General features: G+C 64.5%; 18 protein-coding genes. 6 read left to right on the top strand and 12 right to left on the bottom strand.

Annotation, left to right across the window (positions count from 1 at the left end; translation table 11 throughout):
• Positions 1-20: 20 nt before the first annotated feature.
• From BRA1253DRAFT_RS16975 to BRA1253DRAFT_RS17010, 8 genes are all read right to left on the bottom strand, one after another.
• Positions 21-1,502: a sodium:proton antiporter gene (locus tag BRA1253DRAFT_RS16975; RefSeq protein ID WP_051058434.1), complete on the bottom strand. Its 1,482-nt coding sequence runs from the start codon at positions 1,500-1,502 to the stop codon at positions 21-23.
• Complete coding sequence (locus BRA1253DRAFT_RS16980) at positions 1,456-2,253, bottom strand: alpha/beta hydrolase (RefSeq protein WP_007596276.1); 798 nt, start codon at positions 2,251-2,253, stop codon at positions 1,456-1,458. Before BRA1253DRAFT_RS16980 ends, BRA1253DRAFT_RS16975 begins: the two co-directional genes overlap by 47 nt.
• Positions 2,254-2,410: 157 nt before the next feature.
• The gene (locus BRA1253DRAFT_RS16985; RefSeq protein WP_007596277.1) at positions 2,411-3,808 is read right to left on the bottom strand and encodes an NAD(P)(+) transhydrogenase (Re/Si-specific) subunit beta; all 1,398 of its coding nucleotides are present in this window, start codon (positions 3,806-3,808) and stop codon (positions 2,411-2,413) included.
• 42 nt (positions 3,809-3,850) lie between these two features.
• Positions 3,851-4,168, bottom strand: a complete 318-nt coding sequence (locus BRA1253DRAFT_RS16990) for a proton-translocating transhydrogenase family protein (protein WP_007596278.1) — start codon at positions 4,166-4,168, stop codon at positions 3,851-3,853.
• Positions 4,169-4,179: 11 nt separating this feature from the next.
• On the bottom strand, positions 4,180-5,307 hold the full coding sequence (locus BRA1253DRAFT_RS16995) for a Re/Si-specific NAD(P)(+) transhydrogenase subunit alpha (protein ID WP_007596279.1): 1,128 nt from the start codon (positions 5,305-5,307) through the stop codon (positions 4,180-4,182).
• 137 nt (positions 5,308-5,444) lie between these two features.
• A complete protein-coding gene (locus tag BRA1253DRAFT_RS17000; RefSeq protein ID WP_007596280.1) occupies positions 5,445-5,597 on the bottom strand; it encodes an aa3-type cytochrome c oxidase subunit IV in 153 nt (50 codons plus the stop codon).
• Between the two features lie 185 nt (positions 5,598-5,782).
• Positions 5,783-8,674, bottom strand: a complete 2,892-nt coding sequence (locus BRA1253DRAFT_RS17005; RefSeq protein WP_007596281.1) for a cell division protein — start codon at positions 8,672-8,674, stop codon at positions 5,783-5,785.
• Positions 8,675-8,885: 211 nt separating this feature from the next.
• Positions 8,886-10,823, bottom strand: a complete 1,938-nt coding sequence (locus tag BRA1253DRAFT_RS17010) for a M3 family oligoendopeptidase (RefSeq protein ID WP_007596282.1) — start codon at positions 10,821-10,823, stop codon at positions 8,886-8,888.
• A 127-nt stretch (positions 10,824-10,950) separates the two neighbouring features.
• Here BRA1253DRAFT_RS17010 and BRA1253DRAFT_RS17015 point away from each other — a divergent pair, with 127 nt between their 5' ends.
• From BRA1253DRAFT_RS17015 to BRA1253DRAFT_RS17025, 3 genes are all read left to right on the top strand, one after another.
• Positions 10,951-12,444 (top strand): sigma-54 dependent transcriptional regulator, encoded by a 1,494-nt coding sequence (locus tag BRA1253DRAFT_RS17015; RefSeq protein ID WP_007596283.1) that lies wholly within the window; start codon positions 10,951-10,953, stop codon positions 12,442-12,444.
• 347 nt (positions 12,445-12,791) lie between these two features.
• Positions 12,792-14,972 carry a L,D-transpeptidase family protein gene (locus BRA1253DRAFT_RS17020; protein WP_007596284.1) on the top strand — a complete coding sequence of 727 codons (2,181 nt, stop codon included), beginning with the start codon at positions 12,792-12,794 and terminating at the stop codon, positions 14,970-14,972.
• Between the two features lie 289 nt (positions 14,973-15,261).
• The gene (locus BRA1253DRAFT_RS17025; RefSeq protein WP_007596285.1) at positions 15,262-16,884 is read left to right on the top strand and encodes a DUF882 domain-containing protein; all 1,623 of its coding nucleotides are present in this window, start codon (positions 15,262-15,264) and stop codon (positions 16,882-16,884) included.
• Between the two features lie 171 nt (positions 16,885-17,055).
• Here the strand turns inward: BRA1253DRAFT_RS17025 and BRA1253DRAFT_RS17030 are convergent, their stop codons facing one another.
• Together BRA1253DRAFT_RS17030 and BRA1253DRAFT_RS17035 are read right to left on the bottom strand one after the other, a co-directional pair.
• The gene (locus tag BRA1253DRAFT_RS17030) at positions 17,056-17,328 is read right to left on the bottom strand and encodes a DUF2312 domain-containing protein (protein WP_007596286.1); all 273 of its coding nucleotides are present in this window, start codon (positions 17,326-17,328) and stop codon (positions 17,056-17,058) included.
• Positions 17,329-17,537: 209 nt separating this feature from the next.
• Positions 17,538-17,840: a DUF1244 domain-containing protein gene (locus tag BRA1253DRAFT_RS17035; protein ID WP_007596287.1), complete on the bottom strand. Its 303-nt coding sequence runs from the start codon at positions 17,838-17,840 to the stop codon at positions 17,538-17,540.
• 180 nt (positions 17,841-18,020) lie between these two features.
• Here BRA1253DRAFT_RS17035 and BRA1253DRAFT_RS17040 point away from each other — a divergent pair, with 180 nt between their 5' ends.
• Complete coding sequence (locus BRA1253DRAFT_RS17040) at positions 18,021-18,614, top strand: DUF1036 domain-containing protein (RefSeq protein WP_007596288.1); 594 nt, start codon at positions 18,021-18,023, stop codon at positions 18,612-18,614.
• Positions 18,611-20,047 carry a pyruvate kinase gene (pyk, locus tag BRA1253DRAFT_RS17045; protein ID WP_007596289.1) on the top strand — a complete coding sequence of 479 codons (1,437 nt, stop codon included), beginning with the start codon at positions 18,611-18,613 and terminating at the stop codon, positions 20,045-20,047. Before BRA1253DRAFT_RS17040 ends, pyk begins: the two co-directional genes overlap by 4 nt.
• 151 nt (positions 20,048-20,198) lie before the next feature.
• Here the strand turns inward: pyk and BRA1253DRAFT_RS17050 are convergent, their stop codons facing one another.
• Positions 20,199-20,879, bottom strand: coding sequence for a TetR/AcrR family transcriptional regulator (locus tag BRA1253DRAFT_RS17050; protein ID WP_007596290.1), 681 nt, complete (start codon positions 20,877-20,879; stop codon positions 20,199-20,201).
• 270 nt (positions 20,880-21,149) lie between these two features.
• Between BRA1253DRAFT_RS17050 and BRA1253DRAFT_RS17055 the strand changes: the two genes are divergently transcribed.
• The gene (locus BRA1253DRAFT_RS17055; protein ID WP_007596296.1) at positions 21,150-22,133 is read left to right on the top strand and encodes a phosphatase PAP2 family protein; all 984 of its coding nucleotides are present in this window, start codon (positions 21,150-21,152) and stop codon (positions 22,131-22,133) included.
• Positions 22,134-22,369: 236 nt separating this feature from the next.
• On the opposite strand, the gene BRA1253DRAFT_RS17060 is transcribed toward BRA1253DRAFT_RS17055, so the two are convergent.
• Positions 22,370-22,534 (bottom strand): Flp family type IVb pilin, encoded by a 165-nt coding sequence (locus BRA1253DRAFT_RS17060; protein WP_007596297.1) that lies wholly within the window; start codon positions 22,532-22,534, stop codon positions 22,370-22,372.
• Between the last annotated feature and the right edge of the window lie 285 nt (positions 22,535-22,819).

The following is a 22,819-nucleotide window of genomic DNA, read 5'->3' on the forward strand; positions in this document are numbered from 1 at the left end:
TAGCAAATCGGGTGGCGGATTCAATGCCAGCGCAGGATCGGAGCGAACGGCAGCAGCGTCAGCAGCACGAATAGCGGGATCAGCACCGCGCTGGCGCGCACGAAATAACCGAAGAAGCTCGGCATCTTGATGCCGTTCTCGCTGGCGATGCTGCTCACCATGAAATTCGGCGCATTGCCGATATAGGTGAGCGCGCCCATGTAGACTGCGCCCATGGAAATGGAGGCGAGCGTGCCCGAGAGTTCGTGCATCAGCACCTGCGGGTCGCCGCCGGCGAGCTCGAAGAACAACAGATAGGTCGGCGCATTGTCGAGGAACGCCGACATCAGACCGGTGAACCAGAAATAGGCAACCTCGCGCGGCGTGCCGTCCGGCGCCGTCACGGCCGACAACAGCCAGGCGAACGCGCCGTGATGGCCGGCATCGAGCATGGCGATGACCGGGATGATCGCGACAAAAATGCCGGCGAACAGCTTCGCGACCTCGCGGATCGGCTCCCAGGTGAAGCCGTTGGCCTGCCTGTGCTCGTCCGGCGTCAACCACACCGACAGGGCCGCTATGGCCAGCAGCGCCGCGTTGCGGGCGACGTCTTCCAGCTCCAGCCTGGTTCCGAGAATGTCGAAGGCGATGCCGGGCTTCCACATCGCCGACGCCAGCAGGCTCGCGACGATGGCTGCGATCAGCACCAGGTTGACGAGGCCGCGGATGCGGACCGGCTTCGCGGCGCCGGCGGCGCTGAACAAAGGTTCGCTACGGAAGCGCCAGACGTCGATGACGACGAAGATCGCGAGCAGCAGTCCGGCAACGATCGCCGTCTGCAGCCAGATGGTCCGCGTGGTCCAGAAGAAGTCGACACCGTGCAGGAAGCCGACGAACAGCGGGGGATCGCCGAGCGGGCTCAGCGCACCACCGACATTGGCGACCAGGATGATGAAGAAGATGACGACATGGGCGTTGTAGCGCCGCGGCCGGTTGGCGCGGATCAGAGGGCGGATCAGGATCATGGCCGCTCCCGTGGTGCCGACGACGCTCGCCATCACGGTGCCGAGCGCAAGGATGCCGGCGTTGGCCGCCGGTGTCGCCTTGATGTCGCCCGTCACGAGAATGCCCCCAGCCACGACATAGAGCGAGAACAGCAGCACGATAAAACCGAGATATTCGGCGAGCATGGCGTGAACGAGCGCCGCCAGCGTCGCCGTGCTCCCGGCCAAGATGACGAGCGAGGCGAGTGCCAGCAGCGACCAGGCTGCGGCGATCTTGCCGTAATGATGGTGCCAGAATCGTGCAAATAGCAGCGGGCCGAGCGCAATCGACAGCAGCAGGCCGGCAAAGGGAAGCGCATAGGGCCAGCCCATCGCCGCGCCGTCGAGCCCGGTCGCAGCCCATGCGTGCTGTGGCAACAACACGACGAGGATCGCGGCGATGAACCCGCTCGCGCGCCGAACGACAAGTCGTCTAGGAAGCAATGAATCGCCTCGCCGTTTCAATCGCACCGAACGCATCGAGATTGTCGTGTCCACCGCCTGCAAAGCGAACGAACTGCTTCGGTTCATGCGCAAGCGCGAACAGACGCTCTCCGAACACGATCGAAATGGCAAGGTCATTGGTGCCATGCATCACCAATAGCGGCACAGTGACGCGCGGGATGCGCTCGTCGGAATGAAAGGGATCGCGCATCAGCAGACGCACCGGAACGAACCAGAACGATGATGCTGCAATGTCGGCCGTCGATGTATAGGGCGCTTCCAGGATGAGTTTTCCAACACGATGCTCCGAGGCGATCGCGACCGCCACGCCTGTCCCGAGCGAAAAGCCCCAGGCGGCGATTCGTTCCGCCGCGTAGCGCGCAGTGGTGAAGGCGTAGGCGGCCGCGGCATCGCGCAGCAGGCCCGCCTCGCTCGGCGCCCCGCTCGAGCCGGCATAGCCGCGATAGGACAGCGCGACGAGGCCGGTGCCGTCCGCCGTCATGGCCTTAAAACGGCTGACGCGACCGGCGAGATAATCGCCATTGCCTGGGAAATACAGGATCACGGGGCGGCCGGGCCTCGCCGGCACGTGCCAGACGATGACCTTCTCGCCATCAGAGGTGGTCAGGACGTGCTCTTCGGCCTCAGGGAGGCCTGCGGCATCCGGCGCGGTGCGACCGACGGGCGGGATCGGAAACAGCATCTCGCGCTGCCTGACATACAGCACGAGGAGACCGGCGCAATAGACGGTCACGAGCAGGATGGCGATCCACTTGACGATGGTCATGATGACACGGCCCGGCCCCCGTAAAGGCTTTGCACCGGCTCCGCAGCAATTTCATGACCTCGCGGGAGGCGCGCCGGCCGCACGCCGCCCAATGAGCGGTGTGCCATACGACGCGCTGCTCGCGCGTCGCTTTGGCAATGGCCCGCTTGCCTCCGCGCTACATCGCCTTGACGATGTTCTCGGTGACCTTCTTGGCGTCGCCGAGCAGCATCATGGTGTTGTCGCGATAGAACAGCGGATTGTCGATGCCGGCATAGCCCGAAGCGAGCGAGCGCTTGATGAACATCACGGTGCCGGCCTTCCAGACCTGGAGCACGGGCATGCCGTAGATCGGCGAGGTCTTGTCCTCTTCGGCGGCCGGATTGGTGACGTCGTTAGCGCCGATCACGAACGCGATATCGGCCTGCGCGAATTCGGAGTTGATGTCCTCGAGCTCGAACACCTCGTCATAGGGCACGTTCGCTTCGGCCAGCAGCACGTTCATGTGGCCGGGCATGCGGCCGGCGACCGGGTGAATGGCGTATTTCACCTCGACGCCTTCCTTCTTCAGGACGTCGCCCATTTCGCGTAGCGCATGCTGAGCCTGCGCCACCGCCATGCCGTAGCCGGGCACGATGATGACCTTCTGCGCGTTCTTCATGATGAAGGCCGCATCATCCGCCGAGCCGAGCTTGGCCGGCTTCTGCTCGCCGCCGCCACCGCCGGCCGCCGCGGTCTCGCCGCCGAAGCCGCCGAGGATGACCGAGATGAAAGAGCGGTTCATCGCGTGGCACATGATGTAGGACAGGATCGCGCCGCTCGATCCCACCAGCGCGCCGGTGATGATCAGCGCGGAATTGCCGAGAGTGAAGCCGATGCCGGCCGCGGCCCAGCCCGAGTACGAGTTCAGCATCGAAATCACGACCGGCATGTCGGCGCCGCCGATCGGGATGATCATGAGGACGCCGAGCGCCAGCGCGATGATGACGATCAGCCAGAAGTCGAGCGCGCTGCCCGACATCACCAGCCCGACGATGAAGACGACGAGGGCGATCGCGAGCGCGATGTTGATGATGTGGCGGAACGGCAGGATGATCGGCGCACCGCTCATCCGCGCGGACAGCTTCAGGAACGCGATCACCGAGCCGGTGAAGGTCAGCGCGCCGATGGCGACGCCGAGCGACATCTCGACCAGGCTCTGCGGATGGATGTTGCCGGGGCTGCCGATGTCGAAGGCCTCCGGCGCGTAGAACGCACCGGCGGCGACCAGCACCGCGGCCATGCCGACCAGCGAATGGAAGGCGGCGACCAGTTCCGGCATGGAGGTCATCGGCACGCGGCGGGCGATCACCGCGCCGACGCTGCCGCCGATCGCGATGCCAAGGATCACGAGGATCCAGGCGAGGCCGTCCGCCGGCGGATGGCTGGCCAGCGTGGTGGCGACCGCGATCGCCATGCCGATCATGCCGAAGAAATTGCCCTGCCGCGATGAGGCGGGGCTGGACAGCCCGCGCAGTGACAGGATGAACAGCACACCCGCCACGAGATACAGAACTGCAGCCAGATTGGCGTTCATCTCAGGTCCCCTTTGTCTTCGTCACCCCGAGGTGCACGCCGCTCACTTCACCTTCTTCTTGTACATCGCCAGCATGCGCTGGGTGACAAGGAAGCCCCCGAAGATATTCACGCAGGCAAAGATGAGCGCGATGAAGCCGAAGCCGCGCGCCCAGCCCGAGCCGCTCGAGATCATGCCGACGCCGACCGCGAGCAGCGCGCCGACCACGATCACCGAGGAGATCGCGTTGGTCACGCTCATCAGCGGCGTATGCAGCGCCGGGGTCACCGACCACACCACGAAATAGCCGACGAAGACGGCGAGAACGAAGATCGACAGCCGGAAGACGAAGGGATCGACGACTTGTGCAATATGCTCCATGACGGCTCTCCTTACGCTTTCGGCTGGAAATTCGGGTGGATGACGGCGCCGTCCCTGGTCAGCGCGGTCGCTTTGACGAGTTCGTCGTCCCAGTTCACGGCCAGCGCCTTGCTGGTCTTGTCGACCATCGTTTCGATGAAGTTGAACAAATTGCGCGCGTAGAGGCTGGAGGCCGACGCGGCGACGCGGCCGGCGACGTTGGTATAGCCGACGATCTTGATGCCATCGACCTCGGCGACCTCGCCCGCCTTGACGCCTTCGACATTGCCGCCGCGCTCGACGGCGAGATCGACCAGAACCGACCCCGGCTTCATCGACTTGACCATGTCGGCCGTGACGAGCCTCGGCGCAGGCCGGCCCGGAATCAGCGCGGTGGTGATCACGATGTCCTGCTTCTTGATGTGCTCGGCGGTGAGCGCGGCCTGCTTGGCCTGATACTCCTTGGACATTTCCTTGGCGTAGCCGCCGGCGGTCTGCGCGTTCTTGAATTCCTCGTCCTCGACGGCGAGGAATTTTGCGCCGAGCGATTCGACCTGCTCCTTGGTGGCGGGCCGGACGTCGGTCGCGGTAACGACGGCGCCGAGACGGCGCGCGGTCGCGATCGCCTGGAGGCCGGCGACGCCGACGCCCATCACGAACACTTTGGCGGCGGGCACCGTGCCGGCTGCGGTCATCATCATCGGGAAGGCGCGTCCGAAGGCCTCGGCGCCCTCGATCACGGCGCGGTAGCCGGCAAGGTTGGCCTGCGAGGACAGCACGTCCATCACCTGCGCGCGCGTGATGCGCGGCATCAATTCCATCGCGAAGGCGGAGACGCCGGCATCGGCGATCGTCTTCAGCGCGGCCTCATTGCCGTAGGGGTCCATGATGGCGATGACGAGCGCGCCGCGCTTATACTGCGCCAACTCGGAGGCTTCAGGGCGCTTCACCTTGATGATGATGTCGGCGTCCTTCAGCGCGTCGGCGCTGACGGTGGCGCCCACGGCGGTGAATTCGGAGTCCGGCAGACCCGACTTGAGGCCGGCGCCCGGCTCGACGGCGATCTCGGCGCCCAGCGCCTTGAACTTCTTCACCGTATCCGGCGAAGCGGCGACCCGCGGCTCCGACGGATCGATTTCCTTGGCAACGGCGATCTTCATAGGCCCTCCGGCGACGCGGGAAAGAGCGCGCACGCGAACTTAGCGTTACTCCCGCAACGTTGGATACCGGTTTTCAATCCGGCTTGATTGCAAATTTTATGGGCACCGACGACGCTGGCGGTGCTGCAGGCGATGGATCAGGTCAGAAAGATCGCCATCAGGATCACGATAAGCGCGACCGAGACCGTGCCGTACTTCACCAGCTTGATGAAGCCCTCGTAGGTCTGCTCGTGGGCAACGTAGTCGTTGCCGTCGGCGGTGCTGTACGCCACTTCGCTATGGTCAGCCATGAATTGTCCCCAGTCGAAAGTCGAATTTCATGGCTGGGATACCGCAAACTTTCGGGCAGGGCAACGGCACGGAGGCGCGGTTTCCCGGCAAATCGGGTCATTTGGAATTCCGATTGGCGGAATCCCGCTCGGACCGGTGGTCCGCCCGTTGGAGGCGGTCTCAGGCGCCACGAACCGAAGGCCTCTCAGCGCAGGCCGAGCGCACGGCGGACTGCGCCGATCGGCTCCACCTTGCTGTCGCAGAAGTTTCGCTTTGCACAGCGTTCTCCCGGAACGTTGACGACGATCGCATCCGCGCCGGCATCCTCGGTGAGAAAACCGTGGGTCATGTGGAAACCCAGCGCGCGGTAGACCTCGAACTGCTCCTCCGAGAAGAACTGGTCACCGGTGGTTTCGTGCGGGAAGGTGTCGTTGCGGCGTGCATAGTCGCGGATGTAGTCGTTCTCGTCTCCGGTCAGGGACGACTTGATATACACGAGATACCCCTTTTCCCCCGAGCCGTAGTCGATGGTGCCGACCGCCATGTGCGGTCCGCTCGCCGCGCGCCGGGCCGCGGCCGGGGATTTGGTGGCGTTGCACTTCATCCACTCGAGCGTCGTGTTGCGGATCGGGGTCCACGGCAGGTCGATGATGATCCCGAGATCAATGCGCGCATAACGCTGCAGCGTCACCAGCGACGAGAAATTCATCGGCGCATCGGCTTCCGCGTCAACCGCGATGATCACCTTGCAGCGTCGTCGCAACAACTCGTAGACACCGAGATTCTCGATGTGTCCGCCGTCCGTCAGGTAGACCGCATCGGCATTCTCGTAGAGCCGGCCCGAGATCTCAGACCATAGAAACAAAGGGGTCGAGTGGTGCTGCGGCTTGTCCTTTGTCGAGACCCAGCGCGGGTTCTTCAACCAGTACCCCAGGCGCACGTTGAGGAGCGCCAGGGTCGGGGTCAGTGAGCGGATCGAGCCCGAGCCCATGTTCGACGAAGCGGCGGCCCCGGAGATCGCCATCGCGGTCGCAAGATCGAGGCCCGGCGCAACCTTCTCGAAGGCCGGTGTATTCGCATAGCCGGTGGCCTCGCTGCCGACGTGCAGCGGCGAGAATATGAAGAAATCAGCGTTCCGTCCCCGCCGATTGGCGAAATCGGATCCTTGGATGTTCAGCGCGGCGTTGATGATGGGATATGGCGAGGCCAGGCTGCTTTTTTTCGATGTCGTGACCGTCATCGCTCCCGCTGGATCAGCGCCGTAGACCAACTGATGCAGCAGACCGCTCAGCTTCTCCTCGTCGAGCGGAAGGAAATCCCGCCCCTGGTCCAGGCTCGGCATGTTCCGCGACGGCTCCCCGTCAGCGTAGTAGAGCGGATTGAACAAGAAGGCCTTGCTGAGGCGATCACGATAGAGCCGGTGCAACGAATTGGCATTCGGCCCGAGGACCCACGACAGGCCGAACAGGGCCGAGCCCGACAAGAAGTAGAGCAGCACCATCCGCCAGCTGACACTGTTGCCGAACTGGTACTTCGACCAAGTGAATGTGTTCGGGGACTGCAATGATGCAACAGAAAACAGCCATGCGGGGATGTGCGAGATCGGCCCCACCGGCTTGGAGGCGACGACCTTCGCTTCGCCATTGGTGATCTCGGCCGAGAGCTTGCGCGTCGCCGAGTCGAACTGGACATTTCCCTTGACGTCGACACCGGCCGCGGGCGGCACGGGTTGCACGCCAGCCGCTCCCCACTCCTCGATCATGGGATATTGGCGGTAGGCGGCGTCGAGCGTCTTGTCGTTCGCGATGCCCCAATAGCAAAGATAGAGATATCCGACCCAGATCAGTAAGGGCAGCGCCAGTCCCGCGACAAGCACGGCTGCTTTCGCCGCATGGGCGAGCAGGCGTGAGCCAAGGTCCGAGGCGCCGGCGCCCTTCAGCAGGTCGGCGAATTGCTGCCGGAACAGCGTGACGGCCGCCGCAACCGGCGCAGTGATGGCCGCAAGCGATTGGAGCCATTTGATTGCAACGCCCCCAATGATGCCGCCGGACTGAACCGTGTTGGCGTCGGCGACATCGAACATCTGGGCGATCATGAAGGGCTGGAATTCGAAGAAGCAGATGGCGGCAAGCAGAACGAGATAGGTCGCGCCGACAGTCGACGGATAGCCGCGGAATTCACCTCCCTTGGTCGACGAAATCGATCGTAGCACCGCCCAGCCGAAGAAAAGCACGAGGCCGAGCAGGAGCGCTGCAAGCGAAAGCCCAAAGTGATCGACGTTCAGGCAGCTGGCGATCGCGCAGATGAGTCCCAGCGCAAACGCAAGACCGGCCAGGTAGCGAAACAGCTCGCGTCGCCCGACTTTGAAAAGGCGACCGACCAGCAAAAGCAGCGAGGCGGCAACAAGGCCGCCAAGAAAGAAGGCAGGCATCAATCCCAGGCTGGAGAGGGGACCAAGATTGCTGGTGTCGTCGACGCTCAGCCCGAAGAAATTGGTCGTATAGAGTGACGAGCGTGCGGCGTTGGACAGGATCGTGATCACGGCAACGAGCAGTACGACCGGCAGCGTCAGGCTCAGATTGGCAACGAGCCCACGCACGACGATTGCGACGCCGGTGATCAGGTCGCGCGCGCCGGCCGGAACGAGGTAGTTCGAGTAATTCCGGATATGGCCCACCGCAGGCGTGTCACTGATCTCATTGGCGCTCTCGGCTCCGGGTGTCGGCGTGCTTCCGAAGACGAAATTCTGCGCCCGCGTCATGGTCGCCGTGAACGAACAGCCGGTGTAACCGCCGCCGGATACGGTCGACAGATAGTCGATGTGCTTGATCAGCCCGTGGTGATTGAAAGCCTGCAAGACGCCGAGGCAGATTGCGGAGGATCGGATCCCCCCGCCTGACAGCGCAAGGCCGACCGTGTCGATCGCCTTTTCGTCGCCAGGGTATGCGACGGGATCCACGCCCTGGGCGCGGCGGCGGTTGTTGATGGCTGCGAGCTCGCGCTTGACGATCTTCCGGTGCTGTGTCCCCCACAGCTGCTGTTCCTCGACAGCCCGTGGCGGCTCCACCTTGGGGTCTGGGGCACTGATCCTGGCCATGTTCGCCTCCCGGGCCGAGCACACCACGACAATCAACAATCATAGATTGCATTGCAGGTCGAACCCGCCTGCAAGAATTAGTCTGGCCCCAGGCACAAACGTTCAATGTGCAGGGCGGGAACTGTACAACCCGCCCCGCCCGTCGTTGGAACAACGGGACATTCGGACGGCCGACCCAACCCGCTCGCTGCAGCGCCGAAGACGGCTCGCCTCAGCCCATCGCTTCCAGCTCGTCGATCATGCCGGCGATGACGCTCAGGCCCCCGTCCCAGAACTTCGGATCCTTGGCGTCTAGGCCGAACGGCCGCAACAGTTCGGAATAATGCTTGGTGCCGCCGGCGGCGAGCATGTCGAGATAGCGCTCGGCAAAGCCTTCGGCCGCGTTCTCGTAGACGGCGTAGAGCGAGTTCACCAGACAATCGCCGAACGCATAGGCGTAGACGTAGAACGGCGAATGGATGAAATGCGGGATGTACATCCAGTAGTTCTCGTAGCCCGCTTTGATCTCGATTGCCGGCCCGAGGCTCTCGCCCTGCACCGAGAGCCAGATCTCGCCGAGCCGCGTCGCGGTGAGCTCGCCGTTCTTGCGTTCGGTGTGGACCGCGCGCTCGAAGGAATAGAACGCGATCTGCCGCACCACGGTGTTGATCATGTCCTCGACCTTGCCGGCGAGCAGCGCCTGGCGCTGCTTTGCGCTCCTGGTCTGCGCCAGCAGCCGCCGGAAGGTCAGCATCTCGCCGAAGACGCTTGCCGTCTCCGCCAGCGTCAGCGGCGTCGGCGCCATCAACGCGCCGTTCCTGGCCGCCAGCACCTGATGCACGCCGTGGCCGAGCTCATGGGCGAGCGTCATCACGTCGCGCGGCTTGCCCTGGTAGTTCATCAGCACGTAGGGGTGCGCGGATGGCGTGGTCGGATGCGAGAAGGCACCCGGCGCCTTGCCCGGGCGCACCGGCGCATCGATCCAGCGGTCCGTGAAGAAGCGCTCGGCGATGTCGGACATCTTTGGCGAGAAGCCGCGATAGGCGGTGAGCACCATGCTTCGCGCGTCGCCCCAGCCGATGACGTCCGTCGCCGCAAAAGGCAGCGGCGCGTTGCGGTCCCAATAGGCCAGGCGCTTCCTGCCGAACCAGCGTGCCTTCAGCGCGTAGTAGCGATGCGACAATTTTGGATAGGCCGCACGCACCGAGGCGACCAGCGCATCCACCACCTCGCGCTCGACGCGGTTGTTCAGATGCCGGGAATCCGCGACGTCCTTGAAGCCGCGCCAGCTGTCGGAGATGTCCTTGTCCTTGGCCAGCGTGTTGGTGATCAGCGCAAAGGTGCGCTCATTGGCCTTGAAGGTCTTTGCGAGCGCCTCCGCCGCGGCCTTGCGCTTGGCGCCGTCGCGGTCCTGCAACAGATTGAGCGTCGGCTCGATCGCGAGCTCCTTGGATCCGACCTTGAAGCGCAGGCCCGAGATGGTCTGGTCGAACAGCCGGTTGAAGGCTGAATAGCCGGTCTGCGCCTTCTCCAGGAAGAGCTGCTCGAGCTTGTCGTCGAGCTGGTACGGCTTCTCCTTGCGCAGATCCTCGATCCAGGGACGGTAGTGCGCGAGCTCGGCGGCCTGCATCGCGCGGTTCAAAATATCGTCATCGATGCGATTGAGCTCGAGCGCGAAGAACAGCAGATGCGTCGATGCCGCCGTCAGGCGCTCGGAAACGTCGCCGTAAAACTTTGAAATCTTGGGGTCCACGCTGTCGCCGGCATGAACGAGGCCGGCATACGAGCCGAGCCGGCCGGCGAGGTCGTCGATCGCCTCATAGCGTCGGACGGCTTCAGCGAGCCATTTTCCGCCATCTTCCTTTGCTGTTCCTGTTGCGAGCTTGCCCTTGTAGTCCGTCTCGAACGCGACGCAATCGGCATCCATCTTTGCGAGATCGCGCGCCACTTCCGGCGCATCGATCCCGGAATAAAGGTCGGCGAGGTTCCACTCCGGAAGCTTGCCGGTCTTGCTCGCAGGCTTCGCGGATGAAGGCTTGGCAAGCGAAGGCTTGGCGGGTGCACGCTTGGAGGGTTTTGCCTTGGCTGCGGATGTCTTGGTGTTCGGCTTGCGAAGAGCGGGCTTGCTGATGGCGGACTTCTTAACTGCAGGCTTGGAGCGCGAATTCATTGTGTGGGAAACCTGTGTTCAACAATCGCAACGGCGGGCGGGGGCATCAGGGTTTAACAGTGCGTTAATCGGCTTCGGCCAGAGTGCCCCGATTCGAGACAGATAGTAGTAGCGTGCGGGGAACACCATGGCTGCCAGTATTTTGATCGCCGACGACGACGCTGTAGCCCGCCGGCTGGTCGAAAACATGGTGCAGAAATGCGGCTATGAGACGATCGTGGTGGACTCCGGCGATGCGGCGATCGCCGCCCTCACCGCCCCTGACGCGGCCATCGACGGCGTCATCCTCGATCTCGTGATGCCCGGCCTCGACGGCATGGGCGTCCTGGCGAAAATCCGCGAAGCGGGTCTCAGCATCCCCGTCATCGTGCAGACGGCCCATGGTGGCATCGACAATGTGATCTCGGCGATGCGCGCGGGCGCGGCCGATTTCGTGGTCAAGCCGGTTGGCCTGGAGCGGCTCCAGGTCTCTCTTCGCAACGCGCTCAATTCGTCCGCGCTCAAGGGCGAATTGCAGCGCATCCGTCATAGCCGCGAGGGCCGGCTGACCTTCTCCGACATCATCACCCGCGCCGAGGCGATGGCGGGCGTGATGCGCGCGGCGCAGAAAGCAACAAACTCCTCGATCCCCGTGCTGATCGAGGGAGAGTCCGGCGTCGGCAAGGAGATGTTCGCGCGCGCCATTCATGGCAGCGGCGAGCGCAAGGCAAAGCCGTTCGTCGCCGTCAATTGCGGCGCGATCCCCGACAACCTCGTCGAATCCATCCTGTTCGGTCACGAGAAGGGTGCCTTCACCGGCGCCACCGAACGCCACACCGGCAAGTTCGTCGAAGCCCATGGCGGCACGCTGTTTCTGGACGAGGTCAGCGAGCTGCCGCTGAGCGCGCAGGTCAAGCTGCTTCGCGCGCTCCAGGAAGGCGCGGTCGAGGCGGTCGGCGGCCGCAAACCCGTGAAGGTCGACGTCCGCATCATCTCGGCGACCAACCGCAGGCTGCTTGAGCGAGTCAAGCAGGGCCACTTCCGGGAAGACTTGTTCTATCGCCTGCACGTGCTGCCGCTGACGATCCCCTCGCTGCGCGCCCGGCGCGAGGACATTCCACATCTCCTCAGGCATTTCCTGGCCCGCTTTGCCGCGGAGGAGAACCGCCCCATCACCGGCATCAGCGGCGAGGCTGTTGCGCACCTCGCCCAGCTCGATTGGCCCGGCAACATCCGCCAGCTTGAAAACGCGGTCTACCGCGCCGTGGTGATGAGCGACGGCGACCAGCTTGGCCTTGACGACTTCCCCCTGATCGCCTCGCAGCCGCATCCGGGAACAGACATTCCGACCGCGCCGCTGATGCTGGAGCCGATCGCGGCCCCCTCCCTCGTATCAGGTAATGAAATACCGATCGCGCCGCTACCCGTGGCGGGTGCGCTCTCCATGCTGACCGCGACCGGCGACGTCCGGCCGCTGGAGGAGATCGAGAACGAGATCATCCGTTTCGCGATCTCGCATTATCGCGGGCAGATGTCGGAGGTCGCCCGCCGCCTCAAAATCGGCCGGTCCACCCTCTACCGCAAACTCGATGAAGCCGGGGTTCCCGGCCATGGCGGCAAAAGCGGCGAGGAGACGCACTGAGCCTGATGCGAACGAAGGTTCGTCCGGGCGCCGCGAGACGACTGTAAGCCATTCGCATGACGACGGAATTCGACTGCGATCTGAACCGTGACCTGGAAGTGACAGACACAGGGAAAAGCGCGTGGCAGAAGCGCACAATCCGTTGCCAAGCGGCTTGCTTGAAGTCAGTTTGTCGTGAGTTGTCCCGGGTAGCGCTGGCCGCGAAATCGGGGCCTGTATATCGTCTGCGTAGGAATCGTTGCGTGCAGGCGTGCAACTTTCGAGAGGCCGGCGCGGTTTAGCCGAAACTCAATAGGCGATAACGAAGCTGTTCCACGGGGGACAGTTCACCCGAGGGGTGCGACACAATGCGTGACTGTTTGAACCACCGTGCAGGCTTTGACCGTGTCTTGATGACGGTCGCGGCGACCTTCCTCACGGTATCGGCCAGCTCAGCCCTGGCGCAGGATCAGGCGCGCAGCAGCGCTGCCGAGCTCGCGATCGAAGCTGCGATCCCGCGCCCCGAACCCGCAAACGTCCCGCCCCCGACCGCATCCGACATCAAGCTCGACACCACCGCCACGGTTCAGGACTCGGCAAAGGAGCCGGTCAAGGAACCCGTGAAGGCCGAAGCCGCTCCCGCGCCGGACAAGGTCGAGACCAAGCCTTCCGACGTCGCCACCACGCCCGCCGCCGAGGCGACGAAGAGCGAGACGGCGAAGACTGAGCCTGCCAAGTCCGAACCTGCCAAGGCCGACACGGCGACCCCAACGCCGGCCGCGCCCGCCACCGCTGCTGCTCCGGCCTCGGAGCCGGTGAAGGCCGCGAGCAACGTTCCCGCGGCCGACCAGCCGGTCGCCGACAAGCTCAAGGACATCATCGGCGCCAACGCTTCGCGCTATTTCGACCGTAAGAACGAACGCGCGGCGATCGAGAAGTTTTACGGCGCACGCGACTTCGCACCGGTCTGGACCCAGGCCGGCAGCCTGACCACTGCGGCCAAGGGCGTGATCGCACGGCTGAAGGACGCGGCGTCCGACGGTCTCAATCCCGCCGATTACCCGCTGCCGGACTTCGCAGCCGCCACGACACCCGATGCGCTCGCCAATGCCGAGCTCAAGCTCACCGCCAGCATGTTCGACTATGCGCGTCAGGCCCAGAGCGGCCGCATGCACTGGTCGCAGGTCAGCGGCGACATCCTCTACCCCGAGCATCCGGTCGATCCGAACGAGGTGCTCGCCAAGGTCACGACCGCAGCGGACGCCTCCGCGGCGCTCGACAGCTACAATCCGCCGCAGAAGCTCTACAAGGAGCTGAAGGCGAAGCTCGCGGAGCTCCGCGGCCAGGGCAACGGCCCGGTGATCGAGATCGCCGATGGTCCAACGCTGAAATACACGCCGGCCGGCAAGAAGCAGGCTGAAATCGTCGTTGAAGATCCGCGCGTGCCGCAGCTGCGGGCCAAGCTTGGCATCGCCGAGAATGCCAACGATACTCGCTATGACGCGGCAGTCGCAGAAGCCGTGCGCAAATTCCAGAACAGCGCCGAGCTCAAGGCGACCGGCATCCTCGACGACAAGACGGTCAAGGCGATCAACACCCCGAAGCGCGACAAGCAGATCGACGTGGTGCTGGTGAACATGGAGCGCTGGCGCTGGCTGCCGCGCGACCTGGGCGTGCCCTCGCTGGGCGATGCCTATGTCATCCTCAACATTCCCGACTACACGTTGAAGGTGATGCAGCGCGGCCAGCAGGTCTGGACCACCCGCGTCGTCACCGGCAAGCCCGGCACACATGCGACCCCGCTGCTCACCGAGACGATGAAGTACATCACGGTCAATCCGACCTGGAACGTGCCGCCGTCGATCGTCTACAACGAATACTTGCCGGCGCTTCAGCAGGACCCGACCGTGCTCCAGCGCATGGGCCTCAAGCTCGAGCAGAACCGCGATGGTTCGGTCCACATCTCGCAGCCGCCCGGTGAAGCCAATGCGCTCGGCCGCATCCGCTTCAATTTCCCGAACAAGTTCCTGGTCTATCAGCACGACACGCCGGACAAGAACCTGTTCGCCCGGGACGAACGCGCCTTCAGCCACGGCTGCATGCGCGTGCAGAACCCGGATCAGTACGCCTCGGTGCTGCTCAACATCGCGATGCCGAACGAGAAGTACACGCCGGAGCGCGTGCGCAGCATGTACGGCAAGAGCGAGATCGACCTGAAATTCCCGACCCCGATCCCGGTCAACATCACCTATCAGACCGCATTCGTGGACGAGGGCGGCAAGCTGCAATTCCGCAAGGACGTCTATGGCCGCGACGCGACCATGATCAACATCCTGAAGAACGGCCGCGGCAAGGACCTCGAGAACGTCGTCGCGCACTCCCAGCCGAGCTATTCACGCCCGGCAACGACGCTGCCGAACGGCGTGCTGGCGGCCAACAATGGCGGCTCGTCCGGCCCGAACTTCTTCGAGCGGCTGTTCGGAGCGCCGACCCCGCCGCCGGCACCGGTCGGCCGCCGTCCGCAGCAGCAGCGGGTGTTCACCCGCTGAGCTAGGCCCGCTCTGAAGCCTGATTTCCTGAAATTGTGCAATAAAATCAGCGGTCTCATCCTATGGATGGGGTCGCTTAACGTTAACCATTCTCCACCTGACCTCGGGCAGCGGGCGTTTTTTTGCCACACTCACCCGGTTAGGTTCGCGATCTGACTTGGTTTGGGGGCGGGAAGGTCAACCTCGAATTAACCTTCTCGCTTTAACAAAGCGTTCATCCTCTTTCGCGCGCTAACGGGGTTAGCGGGAGAGTCCATTTTGAACGCTCGTCGACTGGGTGGGCTCTAACGTGCTGACTGGAATCGCACGCCAATTCGCTGTGCTGTCGTTGTCCCATGCGGGAGTGAAGGCCGGTTCCAGGATCGGCCTCGCTGCCGTATTGCTGCTTGCTGCCGCGGGTTCAGTTCATGACGCCGCCGCGCTCAACGAGACCAAGACGCTCTCCTTCCACCACACCCATTCCGGCGAAGACCTCACCGTCACCTTCAAGCGTGACGGACGCTACGACGAAACGGCGCTGAAGCAGCTCAACCACTTCCTGCGCGACTGGCGTACCCAGGACGAGACGGTCATGGACCGTCACCTGTTCGACATCCTCTGGGAAGTCTATCGCGACGTCGATGCCAAGCAGCCGATCCAGATCATCTCCTCCTACCGCTCGCCCGCCACCAACGCCATGCTCCGCCGCCGCTCCGCCGGCGTGGCGCGCTTCAGCCAGCACATGCTGGGGCATGCGATGGACTTCTACATCCCGAACGTGCCGCTGGAGCAGATCCGCTTCGCCGGCCTGCGCCTCCAGCGCGGCGGCGTCGGCTTCTACCCGACCTCAGGCTCGCCCTTCGTGCATCTGGACACCGGCAGCATCCGGCACTGGCCGCGCATGACGCATGACCAGCTCGCCAGGGTCTTCCCGGACGGACGCACCGTCCATGTTCCGACCGACGGCACGCCGCTGAAGGGCTATGAGCTTGCCAAGGCCGAGATCGAGCGGCGCGGCAGCGGCGAGGATTCCGGCAACAAGTCGAATTTCTTTGCCAGCCTGTTCAAGGGCAAGCCGGCTCCGGCCGCCACGAGCAACGACGAGGATGACGAGGGCGCGCCCGCTCCGGCCGCGAAGCCTGTCGCGCCGACCGTGGTCGCCGCCGCGACCAAGCCGGCCGATCCGGTGCCGACGCCGCGCGCCAAGCCGTCAGTCGCAGCGACAATTCAGCTCGCCTCGGCCGATGCGCAGATCGTCGCGCTGCCCAAGTCGAAGCCGGCATCCGTGGCTGACAAACCGGCCGCCGGCAAATCCGCTGACGCCAAGCCCGAGACTCCCGCCGATATCATCAATGCCCGTGGCTTCTGGGATGCCCCGGCTGCGCCGCAGCAGGCGACGCCAGCTCAAGTGGCTGCGCTGAAGGCGCGCCAGGCGCTTGCCGCCGCCACCGATCCGCAGCCGACCGCGAGCGTGTCCAGCGCCGCCTATCAGGCCCTGGCCTACGCGCCGGCGTCCGCCTCCCCGGTCGACCGCGCCAATGTCGTCGCCGCCTCCGCGCCGATCCCGCGCTCCGCACGTCCCACCGCCGCGTCGCGTAACCTTGCACCCGCGACCGAGATCAACACGGTGGTCGGCAAGCGCGTCGACGGCATGGTCGCAACCGCGACCCGGCTCTCCGCAGCCAAGGGCGAAAGCATCTGGCTCAAGATCGTGATGCTGTCGCCGAGCGCCAGCCGCGCGATGTCGGTCACGCTGATGGGCGAGCTCGACACGGCCGCAATGCGCGCCTACTTCGTCAAGCCGCAATCCGTGGTCGCCATGGGCTTTGCCGACGATCCGATGCAGGGCCTGTCCTGCGACAGTTTCTCGGGCACCGCCACCGCCAAGCTCGAGACAACGTCCTTCGTCATGCGGACGGCTTCGCTGCGCTGAGGCTGATAAGCCGCGCCGTTACCAAAATCTCTGTCGTCGTCCTGGCGAAAGCCAGGATCCGTACCGCGTGATCCATCTGGCTCACGCGGTACGGATACCAAGCGACGAATTTTCGCCAAACTGCTCCCTGGGATAATGGGTCCTGGCCTTCGCCAGGACACGACACCGGGCTCAGATCATCCCCAGCGCCTGCATGTAGGTCTCGAGAATCGTCTCGGCCTCGGCGCGCTCGTTCGGGTCCTGCTTGCGCATGCGCACGATGGTGCGCAGTGCCTTGACGTCGTAGCCGTTGCCCTTGGCCTCGGCGAAGACGTCGCGGATGTCGTCGGAGATCGCCTTCTTCTCTTCCTCCAGCCGCTCAATGCGCTCGATGATGGACTTGAGTTGGTCCTTGGCAAATTTCGTCGCGGGCTCGTCGTCGCGGACGGCGGCGGAGGTGGCCATCTTGGTACTCCCAATGGAACTGGCAAAACGAGGTGACGCCGGCATCCTCACCGCGCGTGCTGGTTAGACCCTTAGGGTTCGGACCTCTCGCGTTCAAGGCAGCATCGCGCTCGTCCACAGCGCGCCCACACCTTCCTGCGGCGGGTCGAAGAAAGCTGTTGTGTGATGCGACTCAGGGGCAGCGCATCTCGGGCTGCCGGCGCGGCCGTTCAGTGCCCCGGATGAACCTTCTTCATGGCATCGAGCTGCTCAGGCGTGGCCGCGCCCTGGTATTTCGACTTCCACGCCTCGTAGGGCATGCCATAGACGGCTTCCCGGCTCTCGTCCTTGCTCAAGGCGACGCCTTGGGCGTCGGCGGCGTCCTTAAGCCAGTTCGACAGGCAGTTGCGGCAGAAGCCTGCGAGGTTCATCAGGTCGATATTCTGGACGTCTGTCCGCGTCTTCAAATGATCGACCAGGCGCCGGAAAGCGGCAGCCTCGAGTTCCGTTCTGGTTTTGTCGTCGATTGCCATGGCTGGATCCCTCGGCTTTGCGAAATTGGCTGTGACCTGGATGGGGTCACCCTTACGAGATCAGGTGGGGCCTGTCACAGATTTTGCCATATCGCGGCGCAAACGGGCCCGAAGCCGGCTTCGGGGCAGTTCCCGGGCCCTACGCCAAATCGTCAATGATCTGATATAGCTTCCGCGACAATGATCGCCGAATCTCCCCGCTCCCCCTTTCGCCTGCTCGCCCGGTTGGTCCCGGTGCTGGTGGTTGGCCTGCTGTGCCTCTGGGCCAGCCCGGCCTCCGCCGATTTCCGGCTTTGCAACAACACATCGAGCCGGGTCGGCATCGCGCTTGGCTACAAGGATGCCGAGGGCTGGACCACCGAAGGCTGGTGGAACATCTCGTCCCGTTCCTGCGAGACCCTGCTGCGGGGAACCTTGGTGGCCCGCTTCTATTACATCTACGCCATCGACTATGACCGCGGCGGCGAATGGTCGGGCCAGGCCTTCATGTGCTCGCGCGACAAGGAGTTCACCATCCGCGGCACCGAGGATTGCCTTGCACGGGGCTATGACCGCACCGGCTATTTCGAGGTCGATACCGGCGAGCAGCGGGCCTGGACGGTGCAGCTCACCGATGCCAACGAGCAGCCGTCAAAACAGCAGCGCGTGCCGGGAATGCCCGGCCCGGTTGGCCCGGGGGTTCCCGGTTTGCCCAATGGCCCGCCCGGTGGTACGCCCCCCGCCGCGCCTGGCCTCCCGCCCGCTCCCTCGCCCCCGTCTGGAAATAAGCCATGAGGCGTCTTCGCCGTATCAAGATTCTCGCGACGCTTGGACCCGCCTCTTCGGACCTTGCGATGATCCGCCGCCTGTTCGAGGCCGGCGCCGACCTGTTCCGCATCAACATGAGCCACACCCCGCATGACAAGATGCGGGAGCTGGTGGCGACGATCCGCAACGTCGAGAGCAGCTACGGCAGACCGATCGGCATTCTGGTCGATCTCCAGGGACCAAAGCTCCGGCTCGGTGCCTTCGCCGAAGGCGCGGTCCAACTCCAGAACGGCCAGACCTTCACGCTCGATTCGGACAAGGCACCGGGTGACACAACCCGCGTCCAACTCCCGCATCCGGAGATCCTGGCCGCGCTGCGTCCGGGCCATTCGCTGCTGCTCGACGACGGCAAGGTGCGCCTGATCGCCGAGGAGACCTCGAAAGACCACGCGGTGACGCGCGTCGTGGTCGGCGGCCGGATGTCCGACCGCAAGGGCGTCAGCCTGCCGGACACCGACCTGCCGGTCTCGGCAATGACGCCGAAGGACCGCGCCGACCTCGAAGCGGCGCTGGTCACCGGCGTCGACTGGATCGCGCTGTCCTTCGTGCAGCGCGCGGATGACGTGCTCGAGGCCAAGAAGATGATCCGCGGCCGCGCCGCGGTGATGGCCAAGATCGAGAAGCCGCAGGCGATCGATCGCCTCGCCGACATCATCGACGCCTCCGACGCCCTGATGGTGGCGCGCGGCGACCTCGGCGTCGAGCTGCCGCTGGAACGCGTGCCGAGCCTGCAGAAGCAGATGACGCGCATGGCGCGGCGCGCCGGCAAGCCGGTGGTGATCGCGACCCAGATGCTGGAATCGATGATCCAGTCGCCGGTGCCGACCCGCGCCGAGGTTTCCGACGTCGCCACCGCCGTCTACGAAGGCGCCGACGCCATCATGCTGTCGGCGGAATCGGCGGCCGGCAAATTCCCGGTCGAGGCCGTCTCGACCATGAACCGCATCGGCGAGGAGGTCGAGCGCGACCCGATCTATCGCTCCGTCATCACCGCACAGCGCCCCGCGCCGGAAGCCACCGCCGGCGATGCCATCGCGGACGCCGCGCGGCAGATCGCCGAGACGCTCGACCTGCCGGCCCTGATCTGCTGGACCAGCTCGGGATCGACCGCCGTGCGCGTGGCGCGCGAGCGGCCGAAGCCGCCGATCGTGGCGATCACGCCGAACGTCGCGGCGGGACGCCGACTGTCGGTCGTTTGGGGCGTGCATTGCGTGGTGGCGGAGGATGCGCGCGACCAGGACGACATGGTGAGCCGCGCCGGCCAGATCGCGTTCCGCGATGGCTTCGTCCGGGCCGGCCAACGCGTGATCATCGTCGCCGGCGTGCCGCTCGGCATCCCCGGCACCACCAACATGGTGCGCATCGCCTCGGTCGGCCCCGAGGGGGAAGCGAATATCTAGGTTCGCCAGCACGCGGCAAACAAAAAATGTCGAAAACAACCCCATGCACAGTAGCAGGCTGGTCCGGCGAATGTGCTGGGGTTTTTCGCAAAGGCGAATTCGGGCAATGGCCTGGGCGCGATCGGGTCCCTCGGTCGATCAGGCGGACGTTTTAGGCCCCAACCAGCGCTTTCGCGGTCGGCAACAGCGTCTGCTGCACAACGAGACCCCTGGCGCGGGCGTCCATGACGCCGACCGCGCGGAGCGCCAGCAACGTCACGGTCTGCACGGCATCGCGCATCCTGGCGGGATCTTCGAGATTATCCGGCGCAAGCGGTCCGACCAGGGCTTCGTGCAAGGCGCCGAGCAGCGCGGTGGCGGCGAGCGCGGTGTCCTGCGCCGGCAGGTGGCCGGCGCGCACGGCGGCGTCGATGCGCGAGGCCATCTCACCCGCGATCTCGCGCCGGCTGGCGAGGCGTGAAGCGCTGACATCGACATCGACCGGCTCGGCCAGGATGCCCCAGGCGAGCCTGCGCTGCGACAGGGTATGGACCGCTACGGTGGTCACCGCCGCCGCCAGCGCCGAGGACGGCCCCGGCGCCGCATCGGCGGCTCGCCGGATCGCCGTGAGCTCGTCGCGGGAGACTTCGGCGATCAATTCGGAGATCAAATCGGCCTTGGAGGGGAAGTAGCGGTAGACCGTACCCGCAGCGACGCTGGCGCGAACCGCGACCGGCGCAATCTGCACCGCCGCCATCCCGCCTTCCGCCGCCGCCTCCCGCGCCGCCGCCAGTATCGCACTGCGCCGGGCCGCAAGGCGCTTCACCACTTGATGCGTCCGCCGATAAACCATGGCGCGCTTCCTGTCCCACACGCCGGCCGCACGCCCTGCGGCCGAACGCTTCGTCACCGATGTCGCAAATCGCCCCGCAAGGACTGAACAACTATTCAGAGTGGATGACAAGGTGCAAATGCATGAAGCGTCACGCCAAAAAAAAGCGCGAGCTCAAACAGCTAAAAACCTCGCGAACTGCTTTGGTGAAGGGGTAACCACGATCGTTACCGCCATCTTAAACCTGCTCCGCGACTGTGCTGCGGTATTGCGATCCCACCTCGGTGCAGCATGGTCGACACGGACGCCCGGACCGCCTGGCAGCTCTTCCACCTGAACTGGCTTCCCATCGCAGCCATGGGCAGCCTGCTGGCGCTGGGCCTCCCCTTCACTGGCCTGAGCCTCGAACCGGTCGCCTACGGCGTGACGCTGGCAGTCGCTGCACTCCTGCTCGCGCTGGCCTATGGCCACCGCATCCTCAAAGGCGAGCTTGCCGACCCGAAGTTGCTGTTTTCGCTCGGAACGATCGGACAGATCATTCTCACCTGCGCCATCGTCGGACCGCTCAGCTATGTCGCGGCCAAGCTGAACTGGCCACTGCAGGACCAGGCGCTGCTTACGATCGACCGTGCACTCGGCCTCGATCCCGAACCGATCGCGCGATACGTCAACGACCATCCCTGGCTCGCGGACTGCCTGGCTCGCGGATACGGGCTGATCAAACTGCCGCTGCTCGGCATTCCCGTCGTGCTGGCACTGACGGCGCGCTATATGCGGCTGCAATTGTTCATGCTCGCGATGAGCCTCGCGCTCGCGGTCACCATCGCGATCTCCGCCGTCGTGCCCGCGATCGGCACCTATTGGGGGCTGCAGCTGTCCGCCGCGCATTTTCCCGAAATCAACACCGCGGTCTATGCCGGGCAGTTGCGCGACATCCTCGCGCTTCGCGACGGTAGCCTGCACGAGCTCCGGTTGTTCTTCCTCGCCGGCATCGTCTCGTTTCCGAGCTTCCACGCCGCATCCGCCGTGCTCTACATGTGGGCGCTGTGGCCGGTGCGCGGCCTCGGCGGCATCGCGGCAGCGCTGAATCTGCTGATGATCGCGGCGACACCGGTGATCGGCGCGCACTACATCATCGACGTCGCCGGCGGAATCGCAGTCGCCGCAGCGTCGATCTGGGCGGCGAAATTCTATCTCGAATGGCACGGCCGCGCGCGGCAAACGTTTGCCGCGCCTGCGCGCTCGGCGGTCTGGCAGCCCGGCCTCGCGGAATGACGGGCGGCAAGTTACCCTAGGGTCCGCGCGTAGCGCTGTGCCCATCAGCAACTTCCAATGTTCGATGTTCTCGACAGCGGGAACGTTTCCGCCTGCGCTCTTGGAGCTGAGGCGGACACGTTGCCGTGCTACAAGCTTGCTACAGCTTCACGATGTCCCGGACCCGGAAATCGTCGACCAAAAGAAAAAGAGCCCCGTCAATGACGGAGCTCTCTCAGTTCGCGATGAGTTCAGCCTTACTTGAGGCTGCTCGAGATCGAGGTGAACTTGGCGTTCAACGTGGTGCCCAGGCTGTTGATGACAGTGATGATCGCCAGCGCGATGCCGGCGGCGATCAGACCGTATTCAATGGCGGTGGCGCCGGATTCATCTTTCGCGAAACGCGCAACGAGGTTCTTCATAAAGAGCTCCAAATGAGTACACGAGGCTACAACTGATCTGGTCTTTTTGGCTTCCCAGCGCCGCTTGACCATGGAACCAAACGTAGTGGCAAAGAATTGCGCCGCAGTTAATTCGACTGCGGAAACACAGAGCGGTTTGCGTGTATTCGCCGATGGTAAACCGAAATCTAAAATGATCCGTTAAATTGTCGAGACATCAAGCCGGCCCGGCACCGCCGGTTTACCCGGAATTATGACCGCCATGGTCCAATGTCGATCGCTCGGCACAACGACAAAAACACCAGG

The organism is Bradyrhizobium sp. WSM1253 (assembly GCF_000244935.1).
In the GTDB taxonomy this organism is placed as follows: Bacteria; Pseudomonadota; Alphaproteobacteria; order Rhizobiales; family Xanthobacteraceae; genus Bradyrhizobium; species Bradyrhizobium canariense.

Coding starts and splice junctions, on each gene's coding strand:
- BRA1253DRAFT_RS17060 (WP_007596297.1), bottom strand. CDS start 22,534: ATGAAGAACCTCGTTGCGCGTTTCGCGAAAGATGAATCCGGCGCCACC.
- pyk (WP_007596289.1), top strand. CDS start 18,611: ATGAGGCGTCTTCGCCGTATCAAGATTCTCGCGACGCTTGGACCCGCC.
- BRA1253DRAFT_RS17050 (WP_007596290.1), bottom strand. CDS start 20,879: ATGGTTTATCGGCGGACGCATCAAGTGGTGAAGCGCCTTGCGGCCCGG.
- BRA1253DRAFT_RS17055 (WP_007596296.1), top strand. CDS start 21,150: ATGGTCGACACGGACGCCCGGACCGCCTGGCAGCTCTTCCACCTGAAC.
- BRA1253DRAFT_RS17035 (WP_007596287.1), bottom strand. CDS start 17,840: ATGGCAATCGACGACAAAACCAGAACGGAACTCGAGGCTGCCGCTTTC.
- BRA1253DRAFT_RS16990 (WP_007596278.1), bottom strand. CDS start 4,168: ATGGAGCATATTGCACAAGTCGTCGATCCCTTCGTCTTCCGGCTGTCG.
- BRA1253DRAFT_RS16980 (WP_007596276.1), bottom strand. CDS start 2,253: ATGACCATCGTCAAGTGGATCGCCATCCTGCTCGTGACCGTCTATTGC.
- BRA1253DRAFT_RS16985 (WP_007596277.1), bottom strand. CDS start 3,808: ATGAACGCCAATCTGGCTGCAGTTCTGTATCTCGTGGCGGGTGTGCTG.
- BRA1253DRAFT_RS17040 (WP_007596288.1), top strand. CDS start 18,021: ATGATCGCCGAATCTCCCCGCTCCCCCTTTCGCCTGCTCGCCCGGTTG.
- BRA1253DRAFT_RS17030 (WP_007596286.1), bottom strand. CDS start 17,328: ATGGCCACCTCCGCCGCCGTCCGCGACGACGAGCCCGCGACGAAATTT.
- BRA1253DRAFT_RS17020 (WP_007596284.1), top strand. CDS start 12,792: ATGCGTGACTGTTTGAACCACCGTGCAGGCTTTGACCGTGTCTTGATG.
- BRA1253DRAFT_RS17015 (WP_007596283.1), top strand. CDS start 10,951: ATGGCTGCCAGTATTTTGATCGCCGACGACGACGCTGTAGCCCGCCGG.
- BRA1253DRAFT_RS17000 (WP_007596280.1), bottom strand. CDS start 5,597: ATGGCTGACCATAGCGAAGTGGCGTACAGCACCGCCGACGGCAACGAC.
- BRA1253DRAFT_RS16975 (WP_051058434.1), bottom strand. CDS start 1,502: ATGCGTTCGGTGCGATTGAAACGGCGAGGCGATTCATTGCTTCCTAGA.
- BRA1253DRAFT_RS17010 (WP_007596282.1), bottom strand. CDS start 10,823: ATGAATTCGCGCTCCAAGCCTGCAGTTAAGAAGTCCGCCATCAGCAAG.
- BRA1253DRAFT_RS17005 (WP_007596281.1), bottom strand. CDS start 8,674: ATGGCCAGGATCAGTGCCCCAGACCCCAAGGTGGAGCCGCCACGGGCT.
- BRA1253DRAFT_RS16995 (WP_007596279.1), bottom strand. CDS start 5,307: ATGAAGATCGCCGTTGCCAAGGAAATCGATCCGTCGGAGCCGCGGGTC.